Below are 21,022 nucleotides of genomic sequence, written 5' to 3' on the forward strand. Positions count from 1 at the left end.
AAAAGGCGGAAGTCAGCGCGAAGGGAACAAGGCCGAGATGATCACGCCCGTTTTCAGCGGTGACGATGTCCTGGCCCTGTCTTTCGCACCGGCTCCCGCCTTTTTTCATGCGCGCTTTTCAGGCGCGCAGGCTGAAGGCAAGTTTGCTCATCCATAACAAGAAGACCGTTCCCGCGAAACGGATGTGAACCCGAATGGCAAAAGCTGATTTTTACGAGACGCTGGGTGTCTCCAAGACCGCCGACGAGAAGGAGCTGAAGAGCGCCTTCCGCAAGATGGCGATGAAGTATCATCCGGACAAGAATCCGGGCGATGCCTCTGCCGAGCAGAAGTTCAAGGAAGTCAATGAAGCCTATGAGACGCTGAAGGACGCGCAGAAGCGCGCAGCCTATGACCGTTACGGCCACGCCGCCTTCGAACAGGGCGGCATGGGGGGCGGTGGCGGCGGCTTCCAGGGCGGCGGTTTCTCCGACATCTTCGAGGACATCTTCGGCGAGATGATGGGCGGCGGGCGCCAGCGGCGATCCTCAGGCGGACGCGAGCGCGGCGGCGACCTGCGCTACAACATGGAAATCTCGCTGGAAGAGGCCTACGCCGGCAAGACCGCGCAGATCCGCGTGCCAACGTCGATCACCTGCGACGTCTGCACGGGCACCGGCGCCAAGCCGGGCACCAGCCCGAAAACCTGCGCGACCTGCCAAGGCTCCGGCCGCGTGCGAGCCGCCCAAGGCTTCTTCTCGATCGAGCGTACCTGCCCGACCTGTCATGGCCGCGGCCAGACGATCACCGACCCCTGCACCAAGTGCCACGGAAACGGCCGCGTCACGGAAGAGCGTTCGCTGTCGGTGAACATTCCGGCTGGCATCGAGGACGGCACACGTATCCGCCTGTCGGGCGAGGGCGAAGCCGGCGTTCGCGGCGGTCCGGCGGGCGATCTCTATATTTTCCTGTCGGTCAAGCCGCATGAATTCTACCAGCGCGACGGGGCGGATCTTTACTGCGCCGTGCCGATCTCGATGACGACGGCGGCGCTTGGCGGAACCTTCGATGTCGCGACGCTCGATGGCACCAAGTCGCGCGTCTCGGTGCCGGAGGGCACGCAGGCCGGCAAACAGTTCCGCCTGAAGGGCAAGGGCATGCCGGTGCTCCGCTCCAACCAGGTCGGCGATCTCTATATCCAGATCCAGATCGAGACGCCGCAGAAGCTGACCAAGCGCCAGCGCGAGCTGCTCAAGGAATTCGAGGAGATTTCCTCGAAGGACAACAATCCGGAATCCGCGGGTTTCTTCGCGCGGATGAAGGAATTCTTCGAGGGCTGATTCGGCCTGAGGACCAAGAAAAAGCCGGGGTGGAAACACCCGGCTTTTTTCATGCCGCGCGCAGGAAGAAATTCGAAAACCGCTTCTGCACGAAGGGCGAGACGAAGAAGACCATGGCGAAGACCATGATGGGAGCGATGACGGCCGTGCGCTGCCAGATCGTCCAGCCCTCGGTGAACGGCAGCACGATATAGAGGATCGTGGTGATCAGCGGATAGACGGGCACGAGCGTAGCGAGTGCGAGATGGATGCGGGAAAGCTTGCGGGGATGAGAGGCAGCGGTCATGGGAGGAACCTTTATAAAACGGAACGTTTCGTTTATATAGAAACGAAACGTTCCGTTCAAGTACCTTTCATGCTAGAAGGGTAAAAAAGGAAAATCCCCGTGTCCGAAACTGCCCAAGTTACCGAAACCAAGCCGGCCCGCCGCTCGATCGGCGCGACCCGCAATCCCGAGAGCGAGGCGGCGATCCTTGCTGCGGCCGAAGCGGTGCTTCTGGAAAACGGCCTGAACGGCTTCTCCATCGAGGCGGTGGCCAAGCGCGCGCGGGCCGGCAAGCCGACGATCTACCGCTGGTGGCCCTCGCAGGCCGCGCTGTTGCTCGACGTCTATCATTGCCGCAAGCGCACCAGCTTCATCTTCCCGGACACGGGCAACATCCGCGAAGACCTGCGCGCCTATCTGACAGGCATCCTGGCGACCTGGCGCGAAGGCACGGGCGGCGAAGTGTTCCGCTGCGTGGTGGCGAAGGCGCAGGGCGATCGCGATGCGCTGGCCGCCCTTTCGGCCTATATGGTTGATCGTCGCAGCCAGAGCGGAAAGATCATCGAGAAGGCGCAGGCGCGCGGAGAGGTGCGCGCGGATGTGAATCCCACGCTGACCACGGAACTCATCTCCAGCTTCGCCTGGGGCCGATTGCTGACGGAACGGCTCGACGTGACCGACGCAGAGATCGACGCCGTGATCGATACGGTTTTGGCCGGCATCGTCACGCAGCCAGCCGCATAGCCTTCAGTCGGCTGTGCGCAGAAGGCGCAGTTTGCCGTCGGCATCCACCGCGGATGTCACGCCCTCATAGCTCTTCAAAAGCGGATGACTGGTTTCGATCGGATGATGATGCGTTGCCGTCATCACGGCCACCTGCGCGCCCGCTCCTTCGCCCGCCAGAATGCCGGCCGGCACGTCCTCGAAAACCAGGCAATCGGCCGGATCGAAGCCGAGGCGTTTTGCGCCGAGGATATAGCCATCCGGCGCCGGCTTGCCCTTCGTCACGTCATCGGCGGTGACGATGACCGTCGGCAGCGGAATGCCGGTTGCGGCAAGGCGGCGATGGGCGAGCGCTACCGGCGCCGAGGTCACGATGCCCCAGCGGCTCATCGGAAGCGCCGAAAGGAATTCGATGGCACCGGAAATGGGAACGATGCCCTCGACATCCTCCATCTCCGCCCGCTCGACCTCTTTCGCCTCGGCAAGCGGATCCACGCCGGGCAGGCCGAGCCGCGTGATCGTATCAATGCCGCGCACGCCATGCATGGTCGGCAGGAAGGCCGCGACATCGAGCCCATGTTTGCGCGCCCAGTTGCTCCAGACACGTTCGGTTGCCGGAATGGAATTGATGATCGTGCCGTCCATGTCGAAAAGGAAGGCGGAAAAGCTGCGGTCGAAAACGGGACGGGCTGAAAGGGACAAGATGAAAACCTGCTGGCCGGGGAGGGGAGGCGCAAAGCGCGGCGGGAGCTTTGAATTACCCGCTCCCGTCCGGGCAGGCAACCGGCTTCACGCCTTCGTGTCCCGCGCAGCGCCTGTGATGTTGATGCGGCGCACCCGCAACCCCATCTTTCTGTTGCTCGCGGCAGAATGCGCCGACAAACGATTCCCCTTCGCGGAAAAATGCTCTAGCTCTCGAACCATGCCGCACAAGGTTTCCCTCTCCCGCCTCAAGCTCACGGATTTCCGCAATTATGCGGGCCTGTCGCTGTCGCTCGACGGCCGGCATGTCGTGCTGACCGGACAGAACGGGGCGGGCAAGACGAACCTCATGGAGGCCGTCTCCTTCCTCTCGCCCGGCCGGGGTCTTCGCCGCGCCGCCTATGCGGATGTGCCGCGTGCCGGCAGCGATGGCGGTTTCTCCGTCTTTGTCACGCTCGACGGCATGATGGGCGAGGTCGATATAGGCACCGGCACGGACGGCGGCGATGAGGGCACGGCGCGAAAGCTGCGCCTGAACGGCACGGCGGTGAAAACCGTCGATGAGCTGCTCGATCACCTGCGCGTCGTCTGGCTGACGCCCTCCATGGACGGCCTCTTCACCGGCCCCTCGGCTGATCGCCGCCGCTTCCTCGACCGGCTGGTGCTGTCGCTCGATCCCGAACATGGCCGCCGCGCGGCGGATTTCGAAAAGGCGATGCGCGGCCGCAACCGGCTCCTGTCCGACCACCGGCCCGATCCCGCATGGCTGACGGCGCTGGAAAAGCAGATGGCCGAACTCGGCATAGCCATGGCCCATGCCCGCCACGAGCTCGTCAGCCTGCTTTCCGGCCTGGTGGAGGCCGCCCGCGACGACGGGCCGTTCCCCTCCGCCACGCTTCGCCTCTCCGGCTTTCTCGATGACGAATGGCAGCGCCCGGCATACGAGATCGAGGAAATCTATCTCGATATGCTACAAAGCGGACGTTACCGCGACGCCGCCGCCGGCCGCACGCTGGACGGGCCGCACCGTGCCGACCTGCTGATCCGCCATCGCGAGAAGGATATGGAGGCCGAGCGCTGCTCGACGGGCGAGCAGAAGGCGCTCTTGATCGGCCTCATCCTCGCCCATGCCGGGCTTGTCGCCGGCATGACCGGCCATGCGCCGGTGCTGCTGCTCGACGAGATCGCCGCCCATCTCGACGAGGGCCGGCGCGCCGCGCTGTTCGACCGGGTCGATGCACTCGGCGGCCAGTCCTTCATGACCGGCACGGACCGGTCGATGTTCGATGCGCTCGGCGACCGAGCGCAATTTCTCACCGTCTCGAACGGAGGCATTTTGGCATGACCGATCCGCTCAGCCCTGAAGAAATCGACCGGTACCGCCGCCATATCGTGCTCGCCGAAATCGGCGGTTCCGGCCAGCAGAAGCTGAAGGCGGCGAATGTGCTTGTCGTCGGCGCGGGCGGTCTCGGAGCGCCTGTTATTCAGTATCTCGCCGCCGCCGGCATCGGCCACATCGGTGTACTCGACGACGACACCGTCTCGCTCTCCAACCTCCAGCGCCAGGTGATCCACGACACCGCGGGCCTGGGTACGCCGAAGATCGAGAGCGCCGAGGCTGCCGTCGCCCGCCTCAATCCGCATGTGCGGTTTTCCGGTCTCGCCGAACGGCTGACCGCGGAGAATGCGGCCCGCTTGTTAGCCGGCTATGATCTCCTGGTCGATGGCTCCGACAATTTCGACACGCGCTATGCTGCCGCCGATGCGGCGGAGGCCGCGCGCATCCCGCTGGTGACCGGCGCCGTCGGCCGTTTCGATGGTTCGCTGACCGTGCTGAAGCCCTATGAGACAGCCGCGGACGGCCGGGACAATCCCGGCTACCGCGACCTTTTCCCGTCCGCACCCCCGCCCGGTGTGGTACCGGCCTGCGCGGAGGCGGGCATCGTTGGCGCGCTGACCGGCGTTGTCGGCACGCTGATGGCGATGGAGGTCATCAAGCTGGTGACCGGCGCCGGCGAGCCGTTGGTTGGCCGGCTTCTACTCTATGACGGGCTGGCGGCCCGTTTCGAAACCATGAAATATGCAAGGCGCCGGGTCGCCGGAGCGTGACGGCGATCCTCCGCATCGATGCAGGCTTTCAGCGGTGGGACGACCTCCTGGCGCTCATCCTCGAGGCCTTCGCCTCCATGGACGGGGTCATCGACCCGCCGTCTTCCGCGCACCTGCTGACCCCGGCCTCGCTCGCCGCCCGAGCACGGGCTGAAATCGCCTACGCGGCCGTGGAGGGCCAAAGGCTGCTCGGCTGCATCTTCTGCCGGCCCGAACCCGAAGCGCTCTACATCGGCAAGCTCGCCGTCGCGCCGGCCCTTCAGGGCCGGGGCGTGGGGCGATTGCTGATGGCGGCGGCCGAAGAGCTGGCACGCGGCCTGCGCTTGCCGGCATTGCGGCTCGAAACGCGCATCGAACTCACCGGCAATCACGTAACCTTCGCGCACTGGGGTTTCGTCCGGACGGCCGAAAACGCCCATCCCGGTTTTACCCGCATCACCTCGGTCGAGATGCGTAAGCGTCTCGACTAGATCCGGCTCGGCAGCACGCGGTCCGGCGGGCGGTGGCCGTCGAAGAAGGTGCGGATGTTGATGACGACCTTCTCGCCCATGTCGACGCGGCCTTCGATCGTCGCCGAGCTCATATGCGGCAGAAGCACGACCTTGCCTTCGGCGGCGAGCTTCAGGAGCTTGGGGCTGACCGCGGGCTCGTTTTCGAAGACGTCGAGGCCGGCACCCGCGATCTTGCCCTCGCGCAGGCACTTGATCAGCGCCGTCTCGTCGATGATGCCGCCGCGCGCCGTGTTGACGATATAGCTCGTCGGCTGCATCAACTCGAGCCGGCGGGCCGAGAGCAGATGGAAGGTCGCGGGTGTCGAGGGGCAGTTGACCGAGACGATATCGACGCGCGCCAGCATCTGGTCGAGGCTGTCCCAATAGGTCGCTTCCAGCGCGTCTTCCGTGTCCGGGCGCACGCGGTGGCGGTTGTGATAGTGAATGGAGAGGCCGAAGGCCTTGGCGCGCTTGGCGACCGCCGTGCCGATGCGGCCCATGCCGATGATGCCCAGCCGCTTGCCCCAGATGCGGCGGCCGAGCATCCATGTCGGCGACCAGCCGGCCCATTCGCCCTTGCGGTCGGTCAGGATATGCGCACCCTCGGCAAGGCGCCGGGGGGCGGCGAGGATCAGCGCCATCGTCATGTCGGCGGTGTCTTCGGTCAGGACGTTCGGCGTGTTGGTAACGGTGATGCCCCGCTTGGCGGCCGCTTCCACGTCGACATTGTCGACGCCGTTGGAAAAGCACGCGATCAGCTTCAACTGAGGGCCGGCCTGCTCGATCAGCGCGGCATCGATCCGGTCGCCGAGGGTGGGCACCAGAACGTCGGCGCTCTTCACGGCGGCGACGAGCTCCGGCTGGCTGCGCGGCTTATCGTCGATGTTGAGCTCTGCGTCGAACAGTTCGCGCATCCGGGTCTCCACCACCTCGGGCAGGCGGCGCGTGATATAGACCTTCGGTTTTTTCTTCTGCGTCATGGGATGTTCCGGCGTCCTGTTGACGGGTCCTTAACCAAGTTGGGCAAGGATTGCTTCATCAGGGGCATTTTCTACCAGACCCGGTCGCGAAGACAATCCGCCCGTCGTGCGGTCCCCGCGATTTGCTACCGCTGACCGGCATGGCAGCCCGATGCCTCCTCAAAATCTGTGCGGATCGTCCATGCGTAACCTTGTCGTGCGTCTCAGCCTCGTCGCCCTTGCGGGCATCATCCTTTCCGTCGCCGGCCTCCAGTCGGCCCATGCCCAGGCGGCCAAGGGCCCGAGTGGCCTGCCGCTGCCGCGCTTCGTCAGCCTCAAGGCCAAGAGCGTCAATCTGCGCGTTGGCCCGAGCGTCGATTATGCGGTGTCCTGGCGCTATCTGAAATCCGGCGTACCGGTCGAGATCATTCAGGAGTACGATAACTGGCGCCGCATCCGCGATGCCGACGGCACGGAAGGCTGGGTGAACCAGGCGCTGCTGTCGGGCGAGCGCACGGCCGTCACCGCGCCGTGGATGCGCGGCAAGGGCGAGAACGTCTTCGTCAACATGCGCCGTGAGGGCATGTCGAACGCCACACTGGTGGCCAAGATCCAGCCCGGCGTCGTCGTCAAGGTCGGCGAGTGCAACGGCGACTGGTGCCGTGCCGAAGTGGACGGCACGGCCGGCTGGGTCTCGCAGAACGAGATCTGGGGCGCCTATCCGGGCGAAGCCTTCAAATAAGGCCTGATTTCTTGGCCTCCGCCGCCAGCGATTGCAGCGGCCGGGGGCCGATTTGCTGGATGACGAGGCCGGCGGCAAGGCTGCCGAGGCGGCCGCAATCGGCAAGCGTGCGGCCGGCAGTATAGCCATACAGGAAGCCGGCGGCATAGAGATCGCCGGCGCCCGTCGTGTCGACGACCGAGGGAACGCTGATCGCTTCCACCTTGGTGCGCTCGCCCTTCGACAGGATGATCGAGCCTTCCTCGCTCATCGTCACCGCCGCGAGGCGGCAATCCTGCGCAATCTTCGTCAAGGCTTCTTCAAAGTCTTCCGTCTCGTAGAGCGCCAGCGCTTCGGCCTTGTTGGCAAAGACGATATCGACGGTGCCGGAGCGCATCAGGTCGAGGAACTCGCCGCGGTAGCGGTGCACGCAGAAACTGTCAGACAGCGTCATCGACATTTCGCGGCCGTGGGCATGCGCAATGCGGGCGCATTCGCGAATCGCGTCCTTGGCGCGCGGCGGATCCCAGAGATAACCCTCGAAATAGGTGACCTTGGCGTCGGCCACGACCTGCTCTTCCACATCCTCGGGACCAAGCTCCACGCAAGCGCCGAGATAGGTGTTCATCGAGCGCTCGCCGTCCGGCGTCACGAAGATCATCGAGCGGGCGGTCGGCGGAGGGCCGGCGAGCGGCTTCGTCTCGAAATGCACGCCCTGGGCGCGGATATCGTGGATGAAGATGTCGCCGAGCTGGTCGTTCGCCACCTTGCCGAAATAGGCCGCCTTGCCGCCGAAGCTCGCGACGCCCGAGGCGGTGTTGCCGGCGCTGCCGCCGGAGGCTTCGAGGGCGGGACCCATGCGCGAATAGAGCAGTTCGGCGCGTTCGGCATCGATGAGGTTCATCGCCCCCTTGATGATGCCGTTGTCCGTGATGAAGTTCTCGTCGCAGCGCGCGATGATGTCGACGATGGCATTGCCGACCGTCAGCACGTCGAATTTGGTCATGCGGAAGTCCCGTCTCGATAAGCCTGCCGCGCAAAAGTGTTCAGCGGTTTTGCGGCAACGGCATGCGTCAAAAAAGTAAGAGCCGGGATTTGGTCATAATGGTTTTTGCGGAGTTTGAAAGAAAAAAGCCGCCGCGCCGTTTCCGGCGGGCGGCTTGATGTCGGCGAAAGCGGATCAATCCTTGGCGCGTTCCACGTAGGAACCGTCTTCCGTCGCGATGACGACGCGCGTGCCGGCCGAGATGTGCGGCGGCACCAGCGTGCGAACGCCGTTCGACAGGATCGCCGGCTTGTAGGACGACGAAGCCGTCTGGCCCTTCACGACCGGTTCCGTCTCGGCGATTTCGAGCGTGACGTGACGCGGCAGGTCGATGGCGATGGCAACGCCTTCATGCACCGACAGGATGACCGTCATGCCTTCCTGGAGATAGGCCTTGAGGTCGCCGATGTCCTCTTGGGACATGGTGAGCTGGTCGTAGCTCTCCGGGTTCATGAAGTGGAAGCCTTCACCGTCCTCATAAAGGAAGTTGTGCTCGCGATCTTCGACGAAGGCGCGCTCGACCTGCTCGGTCGTGCGGTAGCGCTCGGAGACCTTCACGCCATCGGAGATGCGGCGCATGTCGATCTGCGTGACCGGCGTGCCCTTGCCGGGGTGGAAGTTCTGCGCCGTCAGCACGACATAGAGCTTGCCTTCGACCTCGAGGACATTGCCCTTGCGGACGGAAGAGGCGATGATCTTTACCATAAGTCTTCCTTGTAAGTGGATGGTTCGCGTCGTAGAGGACCGTTAAGGACGCTTCCCGGACGCTGAAAATCTGTATTCGGGGCCGCAACTACCCTATATCACGGCAAAAGACCAGTCTTGCCGTCCGCATGGTCGAAGAAACCTGTCATATGAGCGTAACAAGCCAAAAACCTTCGCCCTGGTGGACGCCTGACGTCCATGCAGATCGCCGGGCGTTTCTGATGGCCCGCAACCGCATCCAGGCGGCGCTGCGCGTCTGGTTTTCCGCGCGCGATTTCGTCGAAGTCGATACGGCGACGCTGCAGGTTTCCCCCGGCAACGAGGCGCACCTGCATGCCTTTCGGACGACCGCCATCGGCCATTCGGGCGCGGAGACGCCGCTCTACCTGCATACCTCGCCGGAATTCGCCTGCAAGAAGCTTTTGGCGGCCGGTGAGAAGCGCATTGCCTGTTTCGCCCATGTCTATCGCAACCGGGAGCGCGGACCGCTGCACCACCCGGAATTCACCATGTTGGAATGGTATCGCGCCGGCGAGACCTATGACATGCTGATGGAGGATTGCGGAGAGATGCTGGCGTTGGCCGCCGAGGTCACCGGCGCCTCCATGCTCACCTATCGCGGTGCCACCTGCGATCCGACGCTTGTACCCGAGCGGCTGGCGGTCGCCGCGGCCTTCCATCGCCATGCCGGCATCGATCTTCTGGCGACGATCGCTCCCGACGGCGCGACGGACCGCGAGGCGCTTGCGACAGCTATGCGCGCTGCGGGCCTGCGGGTTGCCGAAGACGACACCTGGGCCGATCTGTTCAGCCGCGTTTTGGTGGAGAAGGTCGAACCCGAACTCGGCTTCGGCCGTGCCACCATTCTCTGCGAATATCCCACAGCCGAAGCCGCCCTGGCCCGCCCCGCGCCGCACGATCGCCGCGTGGCGGAGCGCTTCGAGCTCTATGCCTGCGGCGTGGAACTGGCGAACGCTTTTGGCGAACTGACGGACGCCGCCGAGCAGCGTCGCCGCTTCGAGCTGGAAATGGCCGAAAAAGCTCGTGTCTATGGCGAGACCTATCCGCTCGACGAGGATTTTCTGGCGGCGCTGGCGGTAATGCCCGCGGCAAGCGGCATCGCGCTCGGCTTCGACCGGCTCGTCATGCTGGCGACGGGCGCGTCACGCATCGATCAGGTGATCTGGGCGCCCGTGGCGGAGACCGCCCCTTGACCGTATCGCGTAGCCTCTCAACCGTGGACGATCTGGTCGCCGCCGGTCTCGTGCGGGACGACAGGCGCGCGCAAACGGCCGCCGTCGCCGAGCGCTACGCGGTCGCCGTCACGCCGCCGCTCGTCGCGCTCATCGATGCAGACGACCCCAACGATCCCATCGCCCGCCAGTTCGTGCCCGATGCCGCCGAGCTGGTGACGCTGCCGGAAGAGCGCGCCGACCCGATCGGTGACCTCGCGCACAGTCCTGTCGAGGGCATCGTGCACCGTTATCCCGATCGCGTGCTCTTGAAGGCCGTGCATGTCTGCCCCGTCTATTGCCGCTTCTGCTTCCGCCGCGAGATGGTCGGGCCGGAAGGCCTTGGCACACTGACGCCCGCTGCGCTCGATGCCGCCATCGCCTATATCGCCGGGCGGCCGGAAATCTGGGAAGTCATTCTGACAGGCGGCGATCCGCTCGTGCTGTCACCGCGCCGGCTGCGCGACATGATGGAGCGGCTTGCAGCGATCGATCATGTGAAGATCGTGCGCTTCCACAGCCGCGTTCCGGTCGTTGATCCTGCCCGGATCGATGCCGAACTGATCGACGCGCTGAAAGCCTCCGGCAAGACCACTTATGTCGCGCTGCACGCCAACCATCCGCGCGAATTCACCGAGGACGCCCGCGCCGCCATCGCCCGCATCGTCGATGCCGGCCTGGTTATGATCAGCCAGACGGTGCTGTTGAAGGGCGTCAACGACGACGAGGATGTGCTGGCCGCGCTGATGCGCAGCTTCGTCGAGAACCGGATAAAGCCCTATTACCTGCACCATCCGGACCTCGCCCCCGGTACCGCGCATTTCCGCCTGACGCTCGCCGAAGGCCGGGCGCTGGTGGAGCGCCTGCGCGGCCGCGTCTCCGGCCTCTGCCAGCCCGCCTATATCCTCGACATCCCCGGCGGCCACGGCAAGGTACGCGCGGATTCCATGGCGGTGGAAGAGGCCGACGACGGCTGTTTCCGCCTGCGCGATTTCCGCGGCGAGACGCATCGCTATCCGCCGGAAGAGAATTAGGCCTTAAAAGCCTTTCTCAAAACTCTTCCCAGTCTCCGTCATTGCCCTTCTCCTGCCGCACGCCCAGCGCGCCGGCGAGCTTTTCGCTGAGAGCGAGGGCCGGCGAGCTGACCGGGCGGGATTTGGCGCTGGCAGCCTTGACGTTCCATTGGCCGGGCGATTTGCGGGCGACGGTCGGTTCCGGCGCGGAGATAACGGGCGGGGAAGGGGTGGAGGGCACGATGTGGAGGTGCGGCGCCTGCATGGAGCGGTCGGCGGCCGCGCTGCCGCCGACATTGAAGCGGCCGATCAGGGCGTTCAGCGCCTGTACTTCCGAGGCGAGGCCGTGGCTCGCCGCCGTCGTCTCCTCGACCATGGCGGCGTTCTTCTGCGTGCCCTGGTCCATGGCGTTGACGGCGGTGTTGATCTCCTGAAGGCCGGTCGACTGTTCACGCGCGGCCTCGACGATCGCCACGACATGGCTGTTGATCTCCTGCACCTCGGTAACGATGGTCTGCAAGGCGCGGCCGGTTTCGCCGACCAGCGACACGCCGGTGCGCACCTGCTCGCCGGAGGTGTTGATCAGCGACTTGATCTCCTTGGCGGCCTTGGCGGAGCGCTGGGCAAGCTCGCGCACCTCCTGCGCGACGACCGCAAAACCCTTGCCGGCTTCACCGGCGCGGGCCGCCTCGACGCCGGCATTCAGTGCCAGAAGATTTGTCTGGAAGGCGATGTCGTCGATCACGCCGATGATATTGGTGATCTCGCTGGAGGACTTTTCGATCTCCTGCATGGCTGACACGGCGCGGCGCACGATTTCGCCGGATTTTTCCGCGCCCGTGCGGGTGCGGCCCACCAGCGCGCCGGCCTCTTCCGCCCGCTTGGTCGAATCCTTGACGGTGGTGGTGATCTCTTCGAGCGCGGCGGCGGTCTCCTCGACTGCGGCGGCCTGCTGCTCGGTGCGGCGCGACAGGTCGTCGGCGGCGGCACGGATCTGGCTTGCGCCGGCATCGATGGCGCGGGCGTTTTCGCCCACCTCGCGCAGAGCGTCGCTGAGGCGCGCGACCGAGGCGTTGAAGTCCTCGCGCAGCCGGTCGAGATCGCCGTCGAAGGGCTTTGCGATCTGGCAGGTCATGTCGCCGGCGGCGAGCTTGCCGAGTGCGTCGGCAAGGCTGGCGACCGCCTCCTGCACGCGGCCGCTGTCGCGGGTGCGCTCGGCGTCACGGGCCTGGCGCTCGCTATCAGCGCGGCGGCGGTCCTCCTCGCTCTGGCGCTCCAGGCGCTGGCGGTCGGCGGCATTGTCGCGGAAGATGGCGACGGTGCCGGCCATTTCGCCGATCTCGTCGGTGCGATCGGCATGCGGAATGGTGACAGTCGTGTCGCCTTCGGCCAGCCGCTTCATCGCGGCACCCAGGCCGTTGAGCGGCTTCACGACGCGGCGGTTGACGAGGAAAATGGCGGCAAGCGCGATGCCCATGGCCGCGGCAAGCGAGGCCCAGGTCAGCGCGAAGGCCGAGCCTTCCTCGGCGCGGGCCGACAGGATCGTCTCGTCCGTCACCTTCTGGGTGCGGGCGACGAGGTCGTTCAGCGAGGCGGTGATCGCATCGGCGCTCGCCTGCATTGGGCCTTTGTAGACTTCCAGCGCCGGCCCCTTGGCGGCGATGGCGGAAAACTGGATGAGCTTGGCGGCGCCGTCGAGATAGGTCTTCAGCGTCGCCTTGATGCCGTCCACCTCGGTCGTCGTCGCCGCGTCGCCGGTATTGGCCGCACCATAGCTGTCGACCATGCCGGCAAAGGCATCGGCGCGCTCCTTGATGCGGGCCTCGATGCGACCGATCTCGTCCGGATCCATCGAGAGCAGATGTTCGGAATAGGTGGCGTTCAACTCGGAAAAGGCGTGGCTCAGCTGCAGGATGCTGCTCATCTGCGGCATGCGGTCCGTGCCGATGCGCTCGATATGGCCGGTCATCGCCGACAGCGAGCGGAAGGCGACGGCACCCTGCAGGCCGCCGAGCACCACCATAAGGACGAAGAGGGCGGGCAAGAGCCTGCTGATCCGGACATTGCGCATGACAGTTCCCTGATTTTTTTGGTGTTTGCACGGCGACGTGCGAGTGCGCGAGAGTCTAGGCGCGGGCGTTTAACACCGGCTTAATGGGGCGTTGCGAAGGCCTGCCTTGCCGGGCGCTTTTCCACACCCTACATGCGGGAGCGAACAGGAGTTTGCGATGATCTTCGACGCCGCCCGGCTTTCGCTGGCCAATCTCTTCGCCCCGGAGACGCGTGGCGTCTTCTGGAAGGTTTTGGGCCTCACGCTGCTTGCCCTTGTGGTCATCTGGTTCGGGCTGCGCGAAACCTTCATCGCCTTCGCCTGGCCGTGGCTTGAGGGCGCCTTCATGCCCGACCTGCCGGATTGGGCGGGCTGGCTCACCCTCGTCTTCGGCGTTATCGCCAGCATCGGTCTGGCGCTCGGCCTTGCCTTGCTGCTCGCCCCCGTCACGGCCGTCATCGCCGGCTTCTTCCTCGACGATGTCGCCGAAGTGATCGAGAAGCGCGATTATCCCGCGGAAAAGCCGGGTGTTCCCCTGCCGATGGGGCAAGCCATTGCCGGTTCGATCAAATTCCTCGGCATCGTCATCCTCGGCAATCTGATCGCGTTATTCCTGCTGTTCATTCCGGGCGTCAATCTCGTCGCCTTCTTCGTGGTCAACGGCTACCTGCTCGGCCGGGAATTTTTCGAATTCGCCGCCATGCGCTACCGTCCGCCTCAGGAGGCACGGCTGTTTCGCGCCAAACACGGGTCTACTGTGCTGCTCGCCGGCCTGCTGATAGCGGCCTTCCTGGCAATACCCATCGTCAACCTGCTGACGCCGCTCTTTGCGGCCGGCCTCATGGTGCATCTCCACAAAGCCTTGAGCCGCAAGGATTCCGGTTTTTCACTGCGGCAGAACTGACGCGTCGTAGAGGGCGGCATAGTCGGCGCTCGGCGGGATCGGCTTGATCACGTCGATCATCACGCCGTTCGGATCGGCGGTGATGAAATGGCGCTGGCCGAAATCCTCGTCCCTGATGTCGCGCAGGATCGGCAGCCCGGCCGCGCGCACGGCGTCATAGACCGCATCGACATCCTCGACCTCGAAATTCAACAGAAGCCCTGAGACCTTGCCGCGCCCCACGGCCGGGATCGTCTCATGGCTGCCATCGAGCACCGCAAGCGTCACCTTCTCGTCCTCCTTTGACTGGAGGTGGATGTACCAGTCGCTGGTGAAAAGTGCCTCAAACCGGAAATGCGCCGTGTAGAATTCGGCGGTCCCCGCCACGTCGTCGGTCATGATCACGGGATAGTAGTTGGTCGTTTTCATCGCTTTGCCTTTCGTCTCCTGCGCAATCCCGAACGCAAAACCGCTTCACACTTTTGCTGGAGTTGCGGCGTGAAAAAACATACAGTCTGCATCTTTCTATCAATTAACATACATGCAGATTGTATGTAAAGAGGCGAGATGGCACGCAGTAACAGGGAACGAACGGAAGCGACGCGGCTGGCTTTGATCGAGGCGGCGCGGCGGCTGTTCGTGGAAAAGGGTTATGCGGACACGGCGACACCCGACATCGTGGCGGAGGCCGGCGTGACACGCGGCGCGCTCTATCACCATTTCGAGGACAAGCGGGCGCTGTTTCGCGCGACGCTGGAGCGCGAGGCGCAAGCTGTCGCCGCACAGATCGAGACGATCTCGACCACTTCCGGCACGCCGCGCGAGGCGCTGCTGTCCGGTGCCGCCGCCTATTTCGACGCGATGGCCGAACCCGGCCGCACGCGGCTTCTGCTTTTGGAGGCCCCCGCCGTCATTGGCCTCGAAGGCACATCTGCGATCGACCAGGAGAATGCCGAGGGCACGTTGAAAACAGGCCTTTCCGACCTGCTCGGGCCGCATGTGGGTGCGGAAAAACTCCAGGTGCTGACAGATCTGCTCTCCGCCGCCTTTGACCGCGCGGCAATCGCCATCGAGGCCGGAGCGGACCGCAAGGCCTATGAGGCGGCGATTGCCGACCTGATCGACGGTCTCAAGGCGTAGGGCCGAACAGCTGGGCCGGCAGTTCCACCAGGGGCGCCGGCACGTCGCAACTCTTCTCCGGCGATCGACAGAGATCGGCGATGACGCAGTGCTCGCATTCGGGCCGGCGCGCCTTGCAGCAGTAGCGCCCGTGCAGGATCAGCCAGTGGTGGGCGTGGTAGAGATATTCGTCGGGGATGAGACGCATCAGCTTCTCCTCCACCTCATCAGGCGTCTTGCCGGGGGCAAGGCGCAGCCGGTTGGCGATGCGGAAGATGTGGGTGTCCACTGCCATTGTCGCCTGGCCGAAGGCCATGGACAGCACCACATTTGCCGTCTTGCGCCCGACGCCGGGCAGCATAACGAGTTCCTCGCGGGTGCGCGGCACCTCGCTGTTAAAGCGATCGACCAGCATCTGGCTGAGCGCGATGACGTTCTTCGCCTTGTTGCGGTAGAGGCCGATCGTCTTGATGTAGTCGCGCACCTTCTCTTCGCCGAGCGCGAGCATCTTTTCCGGCGTGTCGGCAACGGCAAAGAGCGCGCGCGTCGCCTTGTTGACGCCGGCATCGGTCGCCTGCGCGGAAAGGGCGACGGCGACGACGAGCGTGAACGGGTTCACATGTTCGAGCTCGCCCTTCGGCTCCGGCCGCTGGATGGAGAAGCGGCGAAAGATCTCCTTCAGCTCGTCCTGCGAATAGAGGCTTTTCGGCCGGGCCGGCCCCTTGCTGCGCGGGGCCACTGTCTTTTTGATCTTTCCGTTTTCCATCGTGCTTCCGCAGGGCGCATATCGTGGCCGCAAAACCGCTACACACTTTTGCGCGACATGCTTATAATCCTCGCCCATGACGCAAGGCAACGCTGACATCACGATGAACGAATTGCCGGTCTTCTCGGCCGAGCTGCACCCCTATCGGTCGCTCGGACGCAACGGCCATCGCATCTTCTTCGTCATCGCCGGTGCACTCACTTTTGCCCATATGGCGGTCTTCATGATCTCCGGTGCCTGGCCCGTGGTGCTGTTCTTCGGCGCGGATTTCCTGATCCTCTTCGGCGCCTTCTGGCTGAACAATCGCGCCGCCAAGGCGCGCGAGGTGGTCTCGCTGTCGCGCACCAACATTTCCATCCGCAAGATCAGCCCGTCCGGGCGCGAGACGGAACATGTCTTCAACCCGTTCTGGGCGCGTTTCCAGGTCTCGCGCAAGGCCGAGATCGGCATCACCGCCATGCATGTCCGCGGCAACGGCCGCGAGACCGATGTCGGCACCTTCCTGCCGCTCGACGACCGCGAGCGCTTCGCCTCGGCCTTTTCCGGTGCGCTGGCGCGGGTGAAACGCGGCTACTGACGAGGCTTGCAGGAATCGGGTGGCGAGCCTGCGCGCGCCATGCTTTTCTGGCGGCACAGGAGAAAAGCGATGAACATTGCCGCGACTTTGCAAACCGACATCACGCCCGAGGGCGACGATTACACGACCGTCCGCCAGGTCATCGAAATGATCACGGACGACTATCGCGACCAGCCCGGTCTGGACGACATTGCCGGTCGTCTCGGCCAGTCGCCGACGCAGTTGCAAAAGACATTCACCCGCTGGGCCGGCCTATCGCCAAAGGCCTTTCTGCAGGCCGTGACACTCGATCACGCCAAGCGCCTGTTGCGCCAGGAAGAGCTGCCGCTGCTCGAAACCAGCTTCGAGGTCGGTCTGTCCGGCCCGAGCCGCCTGCACGATCTCTTCGTCACGCACGAGGCCATGTCGCCGGGCGAATGGAAGGCGCGCGGCGCCGGTCTGACGATCCGCTACGGTTTTCACCCGTCTCCCTTCGGCCGCGCCCTCGTCATGATCACCGACCGCGGCCTCGCCGGCCTTGCCTTTGCCGACGAACCGGGTGGCGATGATGCCTTCGAGGACATGTCCTCGCGCTGGCCCAATGCCCATTATGTGGAGGACAGCGAGGCGACCGCCGCCTATGCCGCCCGCATCTTCGATCCGACGCGCTGGGATCCCAAGGCGCCGCTGCGCATCGTGTTGATCGGCTCGGATTTTCAGGTCCGCGTCTGGGAGGCGCTGCTGCGCATTCCCATGGGCTGCGCCGTCACCTATTCGTCGATTGCCGAAACGCTGGGACAGCCCACCGCCTCGCGCGCGGTGGGTGCCGCAGTCGGTCGCAACCCCATCTCCTTCGTCGTGCCCTGCCACCGCGCGCTCGGCAAGAGCGGCGCGCTTACCGGCTACCATTGGGGCCTGACGCGCAAGCGGGCGATGCTTGGCTGGGAATCGGGCAAGGCCTGAAACGAAAGAGGCCGGCAGAGATGCCGGCCTTTTCATTTGCGAAGGTGTTGGGAACCGCTCAGTGCGCGCCCGACATGTCGCCGAGAACGTCCTTGGTTTTGACGGTCGAATCGGCGTTCAGCGTGTAGACCATGGGTACACCGGTCGCGAGGTTGAGTTTCAGGATCTCGTCCTTGGTCAGCTTGTCGAGCACCATGACCAGCGAGCGCAGCGAGTTGCCGTGCGCGGCGACCAGAACCTTTTCGCCGCGCAGCACGCGGGGCAGGATTTCCGTGAGGTAATAGGGCCAGACGCGGGCACCGGTGTCGCGCAGGCTCTCGCCACCCGGCGGCGGGATGTCGTAGGACCGGCGCCAGATATGCACCTGCTCCTCGCCCCACTTGGCACGGGCGTCGTCCTTGTTGAGGCCGGAGAGATCGCCGTAGTCGCGCTCGTTGAGCGCCTGGTCGCGGATCGTTTCTAGACCCTGCTGGCCGATCTCGTCGAGAATGATCTTCAGCGTCTTCTGGGCGCGGGAAAGGTCCGAAGTGAAGGCGATGTCGAACTTGATGCCCGTCTCGGCGATCGCCTTGCCGCCGGTCTTGGCTTCCTCGACGCCGAGTTCGGTCAGGTCGGGATCGCGCCAGCCGGTGAAGAGGTTTTTCAGGTTCCATTCGCTCTGGCCGTGGCGAACGAGGACGAGGGTTCCGCTCATAGGGTCTGTCTCCGAGGTTTGATCAATTGAGCCCGAGCACGTCGAGCATGGAATAGAGGCCGGGCTTCTTGTCGCGCGCCCAGAGTGCGGCCTGCACCGCGCCGCGGGCGAAGATCGAGCGGTCGGTGGCGCTGTGCGACAGCGTCACCAGTTCGCCTTCGCCGGCAATGACGACGGAATGTTCGCCGATGACGGAGCCGCCGCGCAGCGTGGCAAAGCCGATCGTGCCCGTGGGGCGCGCGCCGGTATGGCCGTCGCGCACCCGCACGGAATTGTCGGCCAGCGAAATGCCGCGCCCTTTGGCAGCCGCCTGGCCGAGCAACAGCGCCGTGCCGGAGGGCGCATCGACCTTGTGCTTGTGGTGCATTTCCAGCACCTCGATATCCCAGTCGGCGGGGCCGAGTGCGCGGGCGGCGGTCTCGGTGAGCACACCGAGCAGGTTCACGCCGAGGCTCATATTGCCCGATTTGACGATGCGGGCATGGCGGGCGGCCGCCTTGATCTTCTCGTCGTCTTCGGGCGAGCAGCCGGTGGTGCCGATGACATGCACGATGCGGGCCTGCGCGGCGAGCCCGGCGAAATCGACGGTCGCGGCGGGTGCCGTGAAATCGAGCACGCCTTCGGCGGCGACGAAGGCTTCGAGCGGCTTGTCGGTGATGGCAACGCCGATCGGGCCGAGGCCGGCAAGTTCGCCCGCATCGCGGCCGATGAAGGGCGATCCTTCACGCTCGACGGCAGCGAACACCTCCGCCCCCTCGATGGCGTGGATGGTGCGGATCAGCGTCTGACCCATGCGGCCGGCGGCGCCGACGACGACCAGCTTCATTGCGGTGCCGCTCATGTGCTCTTCCTACTCTGCATTCTTGTCGGTGTTTGCGACGGGCGCCTGCAGGCTGTTGAGGCGAGCGTAAAGGCCGTTTTCGCGGCTCGCAAGCGTCGTGTGCGAGCCTTCCTCGACGACCGCGCCGTCCTGCATCACGATGATCTTGTCGGCGCGCACCACGGTCGACAGGCGGTGTGCGATGACGACGACGGTGCGTCCGCTCATCGCCTCGTCCAGCGCCTTCTGCACGGCCTGTTCGGATTCCGTATCGAGCGCGGAGGTCGCCTCGTCGAGCAGCAGGATCGGTGCGTTGCGCACCAGCGCGCGCGCGATAGACAGCCGCTGGCGCTGGCCGCCCGACAGCGTCACGCCGTTCTCGCCGACCGGCGTCTCGTAGCCGAGTGGCTGGGCAAGGATGAAATCATGCGCATAGGCATGGCGCGCGGCATCCTCGATCTCGGCATCCGTCGCCTCGGGGCGGCCGTAGCGGATGTTGTCGCGGATCGTGCCCTCGAACAGATAGGGCTGCTGCGAGACATAGGCGATGGCATTGCGCAGCGATTGCTTGGTGACGTCGGCGATGTCCTGCCCGTCGATCAGGATTTGCCCTTCCGCCGGGTCGTAGAACCGCGGAATGAGGCTGATGACGGTGGATTTTCCCGCGCCCGAAGGGCCGACGAGTGCGGTCGTCTTGCCGCCCTCGGCGGTGAAGTTTAGCCCCTTGAGGATCGTCTCGGTCTCTGTATAGCCGAAACGCACGTCCTTGAAGGTAATGGTGGCATCGGTCACGGCCAACGGCTTGGCATCCGGCCGATCGGCCTGGCGCGGCTTGAGGTCGAGGATTTCGTAGATCATGCGGGCATTAACGACCGCGCGCTCCAGCGAGACCTGCAGGCGGGCCAGCCGCTTGGCCGGCTCGTAGGCCATCAAAAGTGCGGTGACGAAGGAGAAGAAGGCGCCCGGCAGGATGCCGCCATAGATCGAGCGATAGGCGGCATAGCCGAGAACGCCGGAAATGGCGAAGCCGGCAAAGGCTTCCGTCATCGGCGCGGTACGCTCCGACAGGCGGGCGATGCGGTTCGAGCGGTTTTCCGCCCGCGCGATGATGCCTTCCACCTTTTCCTTCAGCTGGGCTTCCATGGTGAAAGCCTTGACGATGGTGATGCCCTGTACCGTCTCCTGCATGGCGCCGAGCACATGGCTGTTCAGCACGACGGATTCGCGTGTCGCGCTGCGCAGGCGCTTGGAAACGTAGCGCAGGCCGAGAAGCAGCGGCGGCGCGACGAAGAACACGATCAGCGTCAGGATCCAGTCCTTCGACAGCATCACCGCGATGAGCGCGACCAGCGTCAGGAAATCGCGCGCGACCGACGTTACCGTCATGTTCAGCACGTCGCGGATGCCGGTAACGTTTTGGCTGATCTGGGCGGCGAGGTAGGCCGAGCGCGATTCCGAGAAGAAGCCGACGCTGAGCGCCATCAGATGCGAATAGATGCGGCGCTGGTAGCGCGCCACGATGTTGTTGCCGATCTTCGAGAGAATGACGGCCTGGAAATAGGTGGCGAAGCCGCGCAGCACGAAAGCGACGAAGATCGAGCCGCAGATCAGAATGACGAGGTCGGCGCGCTTGTTGGCGAAGGCCTCGTTGACGACGGATTCCATGATCCAGGCGGTGAAGGCCGTAGTGGCGGCGACGATGGCGAGGCTGAGCACGGCAAGGCCGTAGCCCTTGAGGTGGTCACGGCCGTTCTCGGCGATGACGCGCTTCAGCACGGTGGTGACGGTGTCGGAGCTGACGTGGGGGCGCTCGGGACGACTCTTATCGGCCAATAGACTGACTTTCCTGCACGATCTCTCGGGCGGCCGGCCAAAACCGGCGCTTTG

Annotated in this window: 23 protein-coding genes; 12 read left to right on the forward strand and 11 right to left on the reverse strand. The window is 64.8% G+C overall.

The features are described from left to right. The first annotated feature begins 194 nt into the window (after positions 1-194). A complete protein-coding gene (gene dnaJ / locus D0Y60_RS04575) occupies positions 195-1,319 on the forward strand; it encodes a molecular chaperone DnaJ (protein ID WP_117367282.1) in 1,125 nt (374 codons plus the stop codon). A 49-nt stretch (positions 1,320-1,368) separates the two neighbouring features. Here dnaJ and D0Y60_RS04580 read toward each other — a convergent pair whose 3' ends face one another. After that, positions 1,369-1,605, reverse strand: a complete 237-nt coding sequence (locus D0Y60_RS04580) for a hypothetical protein (protein WP_117367284.1) — start codon at positions 1,603-1,605, stop codon at positions 1,369-1,371. Positions 1,606-1,704: 99 nt separating this feature from the next. Between D0Y60_RS04580 and D0Y60_RS04585 the strand changes: the two genes are divergently transcribed. After that, entirely contained in the window at positions 1,705-2,328 is a 624-nt protein-coding gene (locus D0Y60_RS04585; protein WP_117367286.1) for a TetR/AcrR family transcriptional regulator, read from the forward strand. 3 nt (positions 2,329-2,331) lie between these two features. Here D0Y60_RS04585 and D0Y60_RS04590 read toward each other — a convergent pair whose 3' ends face one another. Beyond that, positions 2,332-3,009 (reverse strand): HAD-IA family hydrolase, encoded by a 678-nt coding sequence (locus D0Y60_RS04590; protein WP_348627852.1) that lies wholly within the window; start codon positions 3,007-3,009, stop codon positions 2,332-2,334. A 220-nt stretch (positions 3,010-3,229) separates the two neighbouring features. Between D0Y60_RS04590 and recF the strand changes: the two genes are divergently transcribed. The 3 genes from recF to D0Y60_RS04605 are packed head-to-tail and all read left to right on the forward strand — an operon-like array spanning position 3,230 to position 5,588. Continuing rightward, entirely contained in the window at positions 3,230-4,354 is a 1,125-nt protein-coding gene (gene recF / locus D0Y60_RS04595) for a DNA replication/repair protein RecF (RefSeq protein WP_117367288.1), read from the forward strand. Next, positions 4,351-5,118 carry a molybdopterin-synthase adenylyltransferase MoeB gene (locus D0Y60_RS04600; RefSeq protein WP_117367290.1) on the forward strand — a complete coding sequence of 256 codons (768 nt, stop codon included), beginning with the start codon at positions 4,351-4,353 and terminating at the stop codon, positions 5,116-5,118. The genes recF and D0Y60_RS04600 overlap by 4 nt, the downstream gene beginning before the upstream one ends. Continuing rightward, on the forward strand, positions 5,115-5,588 hold the full coding sequence (locus D0Y60_RS04605; RefSeq protein WP_245409090.1) for a GNAT family N-acetyltransferase: 474 nt from the start codon (positions 5,115-5,117) through the stop codon (positions 5,586-5,588). Before D0Y60_RS04600 ends, D0Y60_RS04605 begins: the two co-directional genes overlap by 4 nt. On the opposite strand, the gene D0Y60_RS04610 is transcribed toward D0Y60_RS04605, so the two are convergent. After that, positions 5,585-6,589 (reverse strand): D-glycerate dehydrogenase, encoded by a 1,005-nt coding sequence (locus tag D0Y60_RS04610; RefSeq protein ID WP_117367292.1) that lies wholly within the window; start codon positions 6,587-6,589, stop codon positions 5,585-5,587. The genes D0Y60_RS04605 and D0Y60_RS04610 overlap by 4 nt on opposite strands. Before the next feature lie 181 nt (positions 6,590-6,770). Between D0Y60_RS04610 and D0Y60_RS04615 the strand changes: the two genes are divergently transcribed. Beyond that, the gene (locus D0Y60_RS04615; protein ID WP_117367294.1) at positions 6,771-7,310 is read left to right on the forward strand and encodes an SH3 domain-containing protein; all 540 of its coding nucleotides are present in this window, start codon (positions 6,771-6,773) and stop codon (positions 7,308-7,310) included. Here D0Y60_RS04615 and D0Y60_RS04620 read toward each other — a convergent pair. Beyond that, positions 7,303-8,295: an adenosine kinase gene (locus D0Y60_RS04620; RefSeq protein WP_117367296.1), complete on the reverse strand. Its 993-nt coding sequence runs from the start codon at positions 8,293-8,295 to the stop codon at positions 7,303-7,305. The two genes, D0Y60_RS04615 and D0Y60_RS04620, sit on opposite strands and share 8 nt — an antisense overlap. 174 nt (positions 8,296-8,469) lie before the next feature. Next, a complete protein-coding gene (efp, locus tag D0Y60_RS04625) occupies positions 8,470-9,039 on the reverse strand; it encodes an elongation factor P (protein WP_117367298.1) in 570 nt (189 codons plus the stop codon). Between the two features lie 149 nt (positions 9,040-9,188). On the opposite strand from efp, the gene epmA reads away from it, so the two are divergent. Both epmA and D0Y60_RS04635 read left to right on the forward strand, forming a co-directional pair. Further along, on the forward strand, positions 9,189-10,253 hold the full coding sequence (gene epmA, locus D0Y60_RS04630) for an EF-P lysine aminoacylase EpmA (protein WP_117368366.1): 1,065 nt from the start codon (positions 9,189-9,191) through the stop codon (positions 10,251-10,253). Further along, positions 10,250-11,305, forward strand: a complete 1,056-nt coding sequence (locus D0Y60_RS04635; protein ID WP_117367300.1) for a lysine-2,3-aminomutase-like protein — start codon at positions 10,250-10,252, stop codon at positions 11,303-11,305. The genes epmA and D0Y60_RS04635 overlap by 4 nt, the downstream gene beginning before the upstream one ends. A gap of 16 nt (positions 11,306-11,321) precedes the next feature. On the opposite strand, the gene D0Y60_RS04640 is transcribed toward D0Y60_RS04635, so the two are convergent. Further along, positions 11,322-13,355, reverse strand: coding sequence for a methyl-accepting chemotaxis protein (locus tag D0Y60_RS04640; RefSeq protein WP_117367302.1), 2,034 nt, complete (start codon positions 13,353-13,355; stop codon positions 11,322-11,324). Positions 13,356-13,512: 157 nt separating this feature from the next. Here D0Y60_RS04640 and D0Y60_RS04645 point away from each other — a divergent pair, with 157 nt between their 5' ends. Beyond that, complete coding sequence (locus D0Y60_RS04645; RefSeq protein ID WP_117367304.1) at positions 13,513-14,238, forward strand: sulfate transporter family protein; 726 nt, start codon at positions 13,513-13,515, stop codon at positions 14,236-14,238. Here the strand turns inward: D0Y60_RS04645 and D0Y60_RS04650 are convergent. Further along, entirely contained in the window at positions 14,221-14,646 is a 426-nt protein-coding gene (locus D0Y60_RS04650; protein ID WP_117367306.1) for a VOC family protein, read from the reverse strand. The two genes, D0Y60_RS04645 and D0Y60_RS04650, sit on opposite strands and share 18 nt — an antisense overlap. 138 nt (positions 14,647-14,784) lie before the next feature. Between D0Y60_RS04650 and D0Y60_RS04655 the strand changes: the two genes are divergently transcribed. After that, positions 14,785-15,357, forward strand: a complete 573-nt coding sequence (locus D0Y60_RS04655; protein ID WP_117367308.1) for a TetR family transcriptional regulator — start codon at positions 14,785-14,787, stop codon at positions 15,355-15,357. Here D0Y60_RS04655 and nth read toward each other — a convergent pair. Further along, positions 15,347-16,102, reverse strand: a complete 756-nt coding sequence (gene nth / locus D0Y60_RS04660) for an endonuclease III (RefSeq protein WP_117367310.1) — start codon at positions 16,100-16,102, stop codon at positions 15,347-15,349. The genes D0Y60_RS04655 and nth overlap by 11 nt on opposite strands. 76 nt (positions 16,103-16,178) lie before the next feature. Here nth and D0Y60_RS04665 point away from each other — a divergent pair, with 76 nt between their 5' ends. Beyond that, positions 16,179-16,679 carry a DUF2244 domain-containing protein gene (locus D0Y60_RS04665; protein WP_117367312.1) on the forward strand — a complete coding sequence of 167 codons (501 nt, stop codon included), beginning with the start codon at positions 16,179-16,181 and terminating at the stop codon, positions 16,677-16,679. A 69-nt stretch (positions 16,680-16,748) separates the two neighbouring features. Next, complete coding sequence (locus D0Y60_RS04670; RefSeq protein ID WP_117367314.1) at positions 16,749-17,621, forward strand: bifunctional helix-turn-helix domain-containing protein/methylated-DNA--[protein]-cysteine S-methyltransferase; 873 nt, start codon at positions 16,749-16,751, stop codon at positions 17,619-17,621. A gap of 58 nt (positions 17,622-17,679) precedes the next feature. Here D0Y60_RS04670 and D0Y60_RS04675 read toward each other — a convergent pair whose 3' ends face one another. From D0Y60_RS04675 to D0Y60_RS04685, 3 genes are read right to left on the reverse strand one after another with little or no spacing between them, the layout of a single operon-like run. After that, positions 17,680-18,315 carry a 2,3-bisphosphoglycerate-dependent phosphoglycerate mutase gene (locus D0Y60_RS04675; protein ID WP_117367316.1) on the reverse strand — a complete coding sequence of 212 codons (636 nt, stop codon included), beginning with the start codon at positions 18,313-18,315 and terminating at the stop codon, positions 17,680-17,682. Positions 18,316-18,337: 22 nt separating this feature from the next. Beyond that, positions 18,338-19,156 (reverse strand): 4-hydroxy-tetrahydrodipicolinate reductase, encoded by an 819-nt coding sequence (dapB, locus tag D0Y60_RS04680; RefSeq protein WP_117367318.1) that lies wholly within the window; start codon positions 19,154-19,156, stop codon positions 18,338-18,340. A 9-nt stretch (positions 19,157-19,165) separates the two neighbouring features. Continuing rightward, a complete protein-coding gene (locus tag D0Y60_RS04685) occupies positions 19,166-20,968 on the reverse strand; it encodes an ABC transporter ATP-binding protein (RefSeq protein ID WP_117367320.1) in 1,803 nt (600 codons plus the stop codon). Positions 20,969-21,022: the final 54 nt, after the last annotated feature.

It is taken from the genome of Shinella sp. WSJ-2 (assembly GCF_003432075.1).
Taxonomy (GTDB): domain Bacteria; phylum Pseudomonadota; class Alphaproteobacteria; order Rhizobiales; family Rhizobiaceae; genus Shinella.

Coding starts and splice junctions, on each gene's coding strand:
- dnaJ (WP_117367282.1), top strand. CDS start 195: ATGGCAAAAGCTGATTTTTACGAGACGCTGGGTGTCTCCAAGACCGCC.
- D0Y60_RS04580 (WP_117367284.1), bottom strand. CDS start 1,605: ATGACCGCTGCCTCTCATCCCCGCAAGCTTTCCCGCATCCATCTCGCA.
- recF (WP_117367288.1), top strand. CDS start 3,230: ATGCCGCACAAGGTTTCCCTCTCCCGCCTCAAGCTCACGGATTTCCGC.
- D0Y60_RS04600 (WP_117367290.1), top strand. CDS start 4,351: ATGACCGATCCGCTCAGCCCTGAAGAAATCGACCGGTACCGCCGCCAT.
- D0Y60_RS04610 (WP_117367292.1), bottom strand. CDS start 6,589: ATGACGCAGAAGAAAAAACCGAAGGTCTATATCACGCGCCGCCTGCCC.
- D0Y60_RS04615 (WP_117367294.1), top strand. CDS start 6,771: ATGCGTAACCTTGTCGTGCGTCTCAGCCTCGTCGCCCTTGCGGGCATC.
- D0Y60_RS04620 (WP_117367296.1), bottom strand. CDS start 8,295: ATGACCAAATTCGACGTGCTGACGGTCGGCAATGCCATCGTCGACATC.
- efp (WP_117367298.1), bottom strand. CDS start 9,039: ATGGTAAAGATCATCGCCTCTTCCGTCCGCAAGGGCAATGTCCTCGAG.
- epmA (WP_117368366.1), top strand. CDS start 9,189: ATGAGCGTAACAAGCCAAAAACCTTCGCCCTGGTGGACGCCTGACGTC.
- D0Y60_RS04640 (WP_117367302.1), bottom strand. CDS start 13,355: ATGCGCAATGTCCGGATCAGCAGGCTCTTGCCCGCCCTCTTCGTCCTT.
- D0Y60_RS04645 (WP_117367304.1), top strand. CDS start 13,513: ATGATCTTCGACGCCGCCCGGCTTTCGCTGGCCAATCTCTTCGCCCCG.
- D0Y60_RS04650 (WP_117367306.1), bottom strand. CDS start 14,646: ATGAAAACGACCAACTACTATCCCGTGATCATGACCGACGACGTGGCG.
- D0Y60_RS04655 (WP_117367308.1), top strand. CDS start 14,785: ATGGCACGCAGTAACAGGGAACGAACGGAAGCGACGCGGCTGGCTTTG.
- nth (WP_117367310.1), bottom strand. CDS start 16,102: ATGGAAAACGGAAAGATCAAAAAGACAGTGGCCCCGCGCAGCAAGGGG.
- D0Y60_RS04665 (WP_117367312.1), top strand. CDS start 16,179: ATGACGCAAGGCAACGCTGACATCACGATGAACGAATTGCCGGTCTTC.
- D0Y60_RS04670 (WP_117367314.1), top strand. CDS start 16,749: ATGAACATTGCCGCGACTTTGCAAACCGACATCACGCCCGAGGGCGAC.
- D0Y60_RS04675 (WP_117367316.1), bottom strand. CDS start 18,315: ATGAGCGGAACCCTCGTCCTCGTTCGCCACGGCCAGAGCGAATGGAAC.
- dapB (WP_117367318.1), bottom strand. CDS start 19,156: ATGAGCGGCACCGCAATGAAGCTGGTCGTCGTCGGCGCCGCCGGCCGC.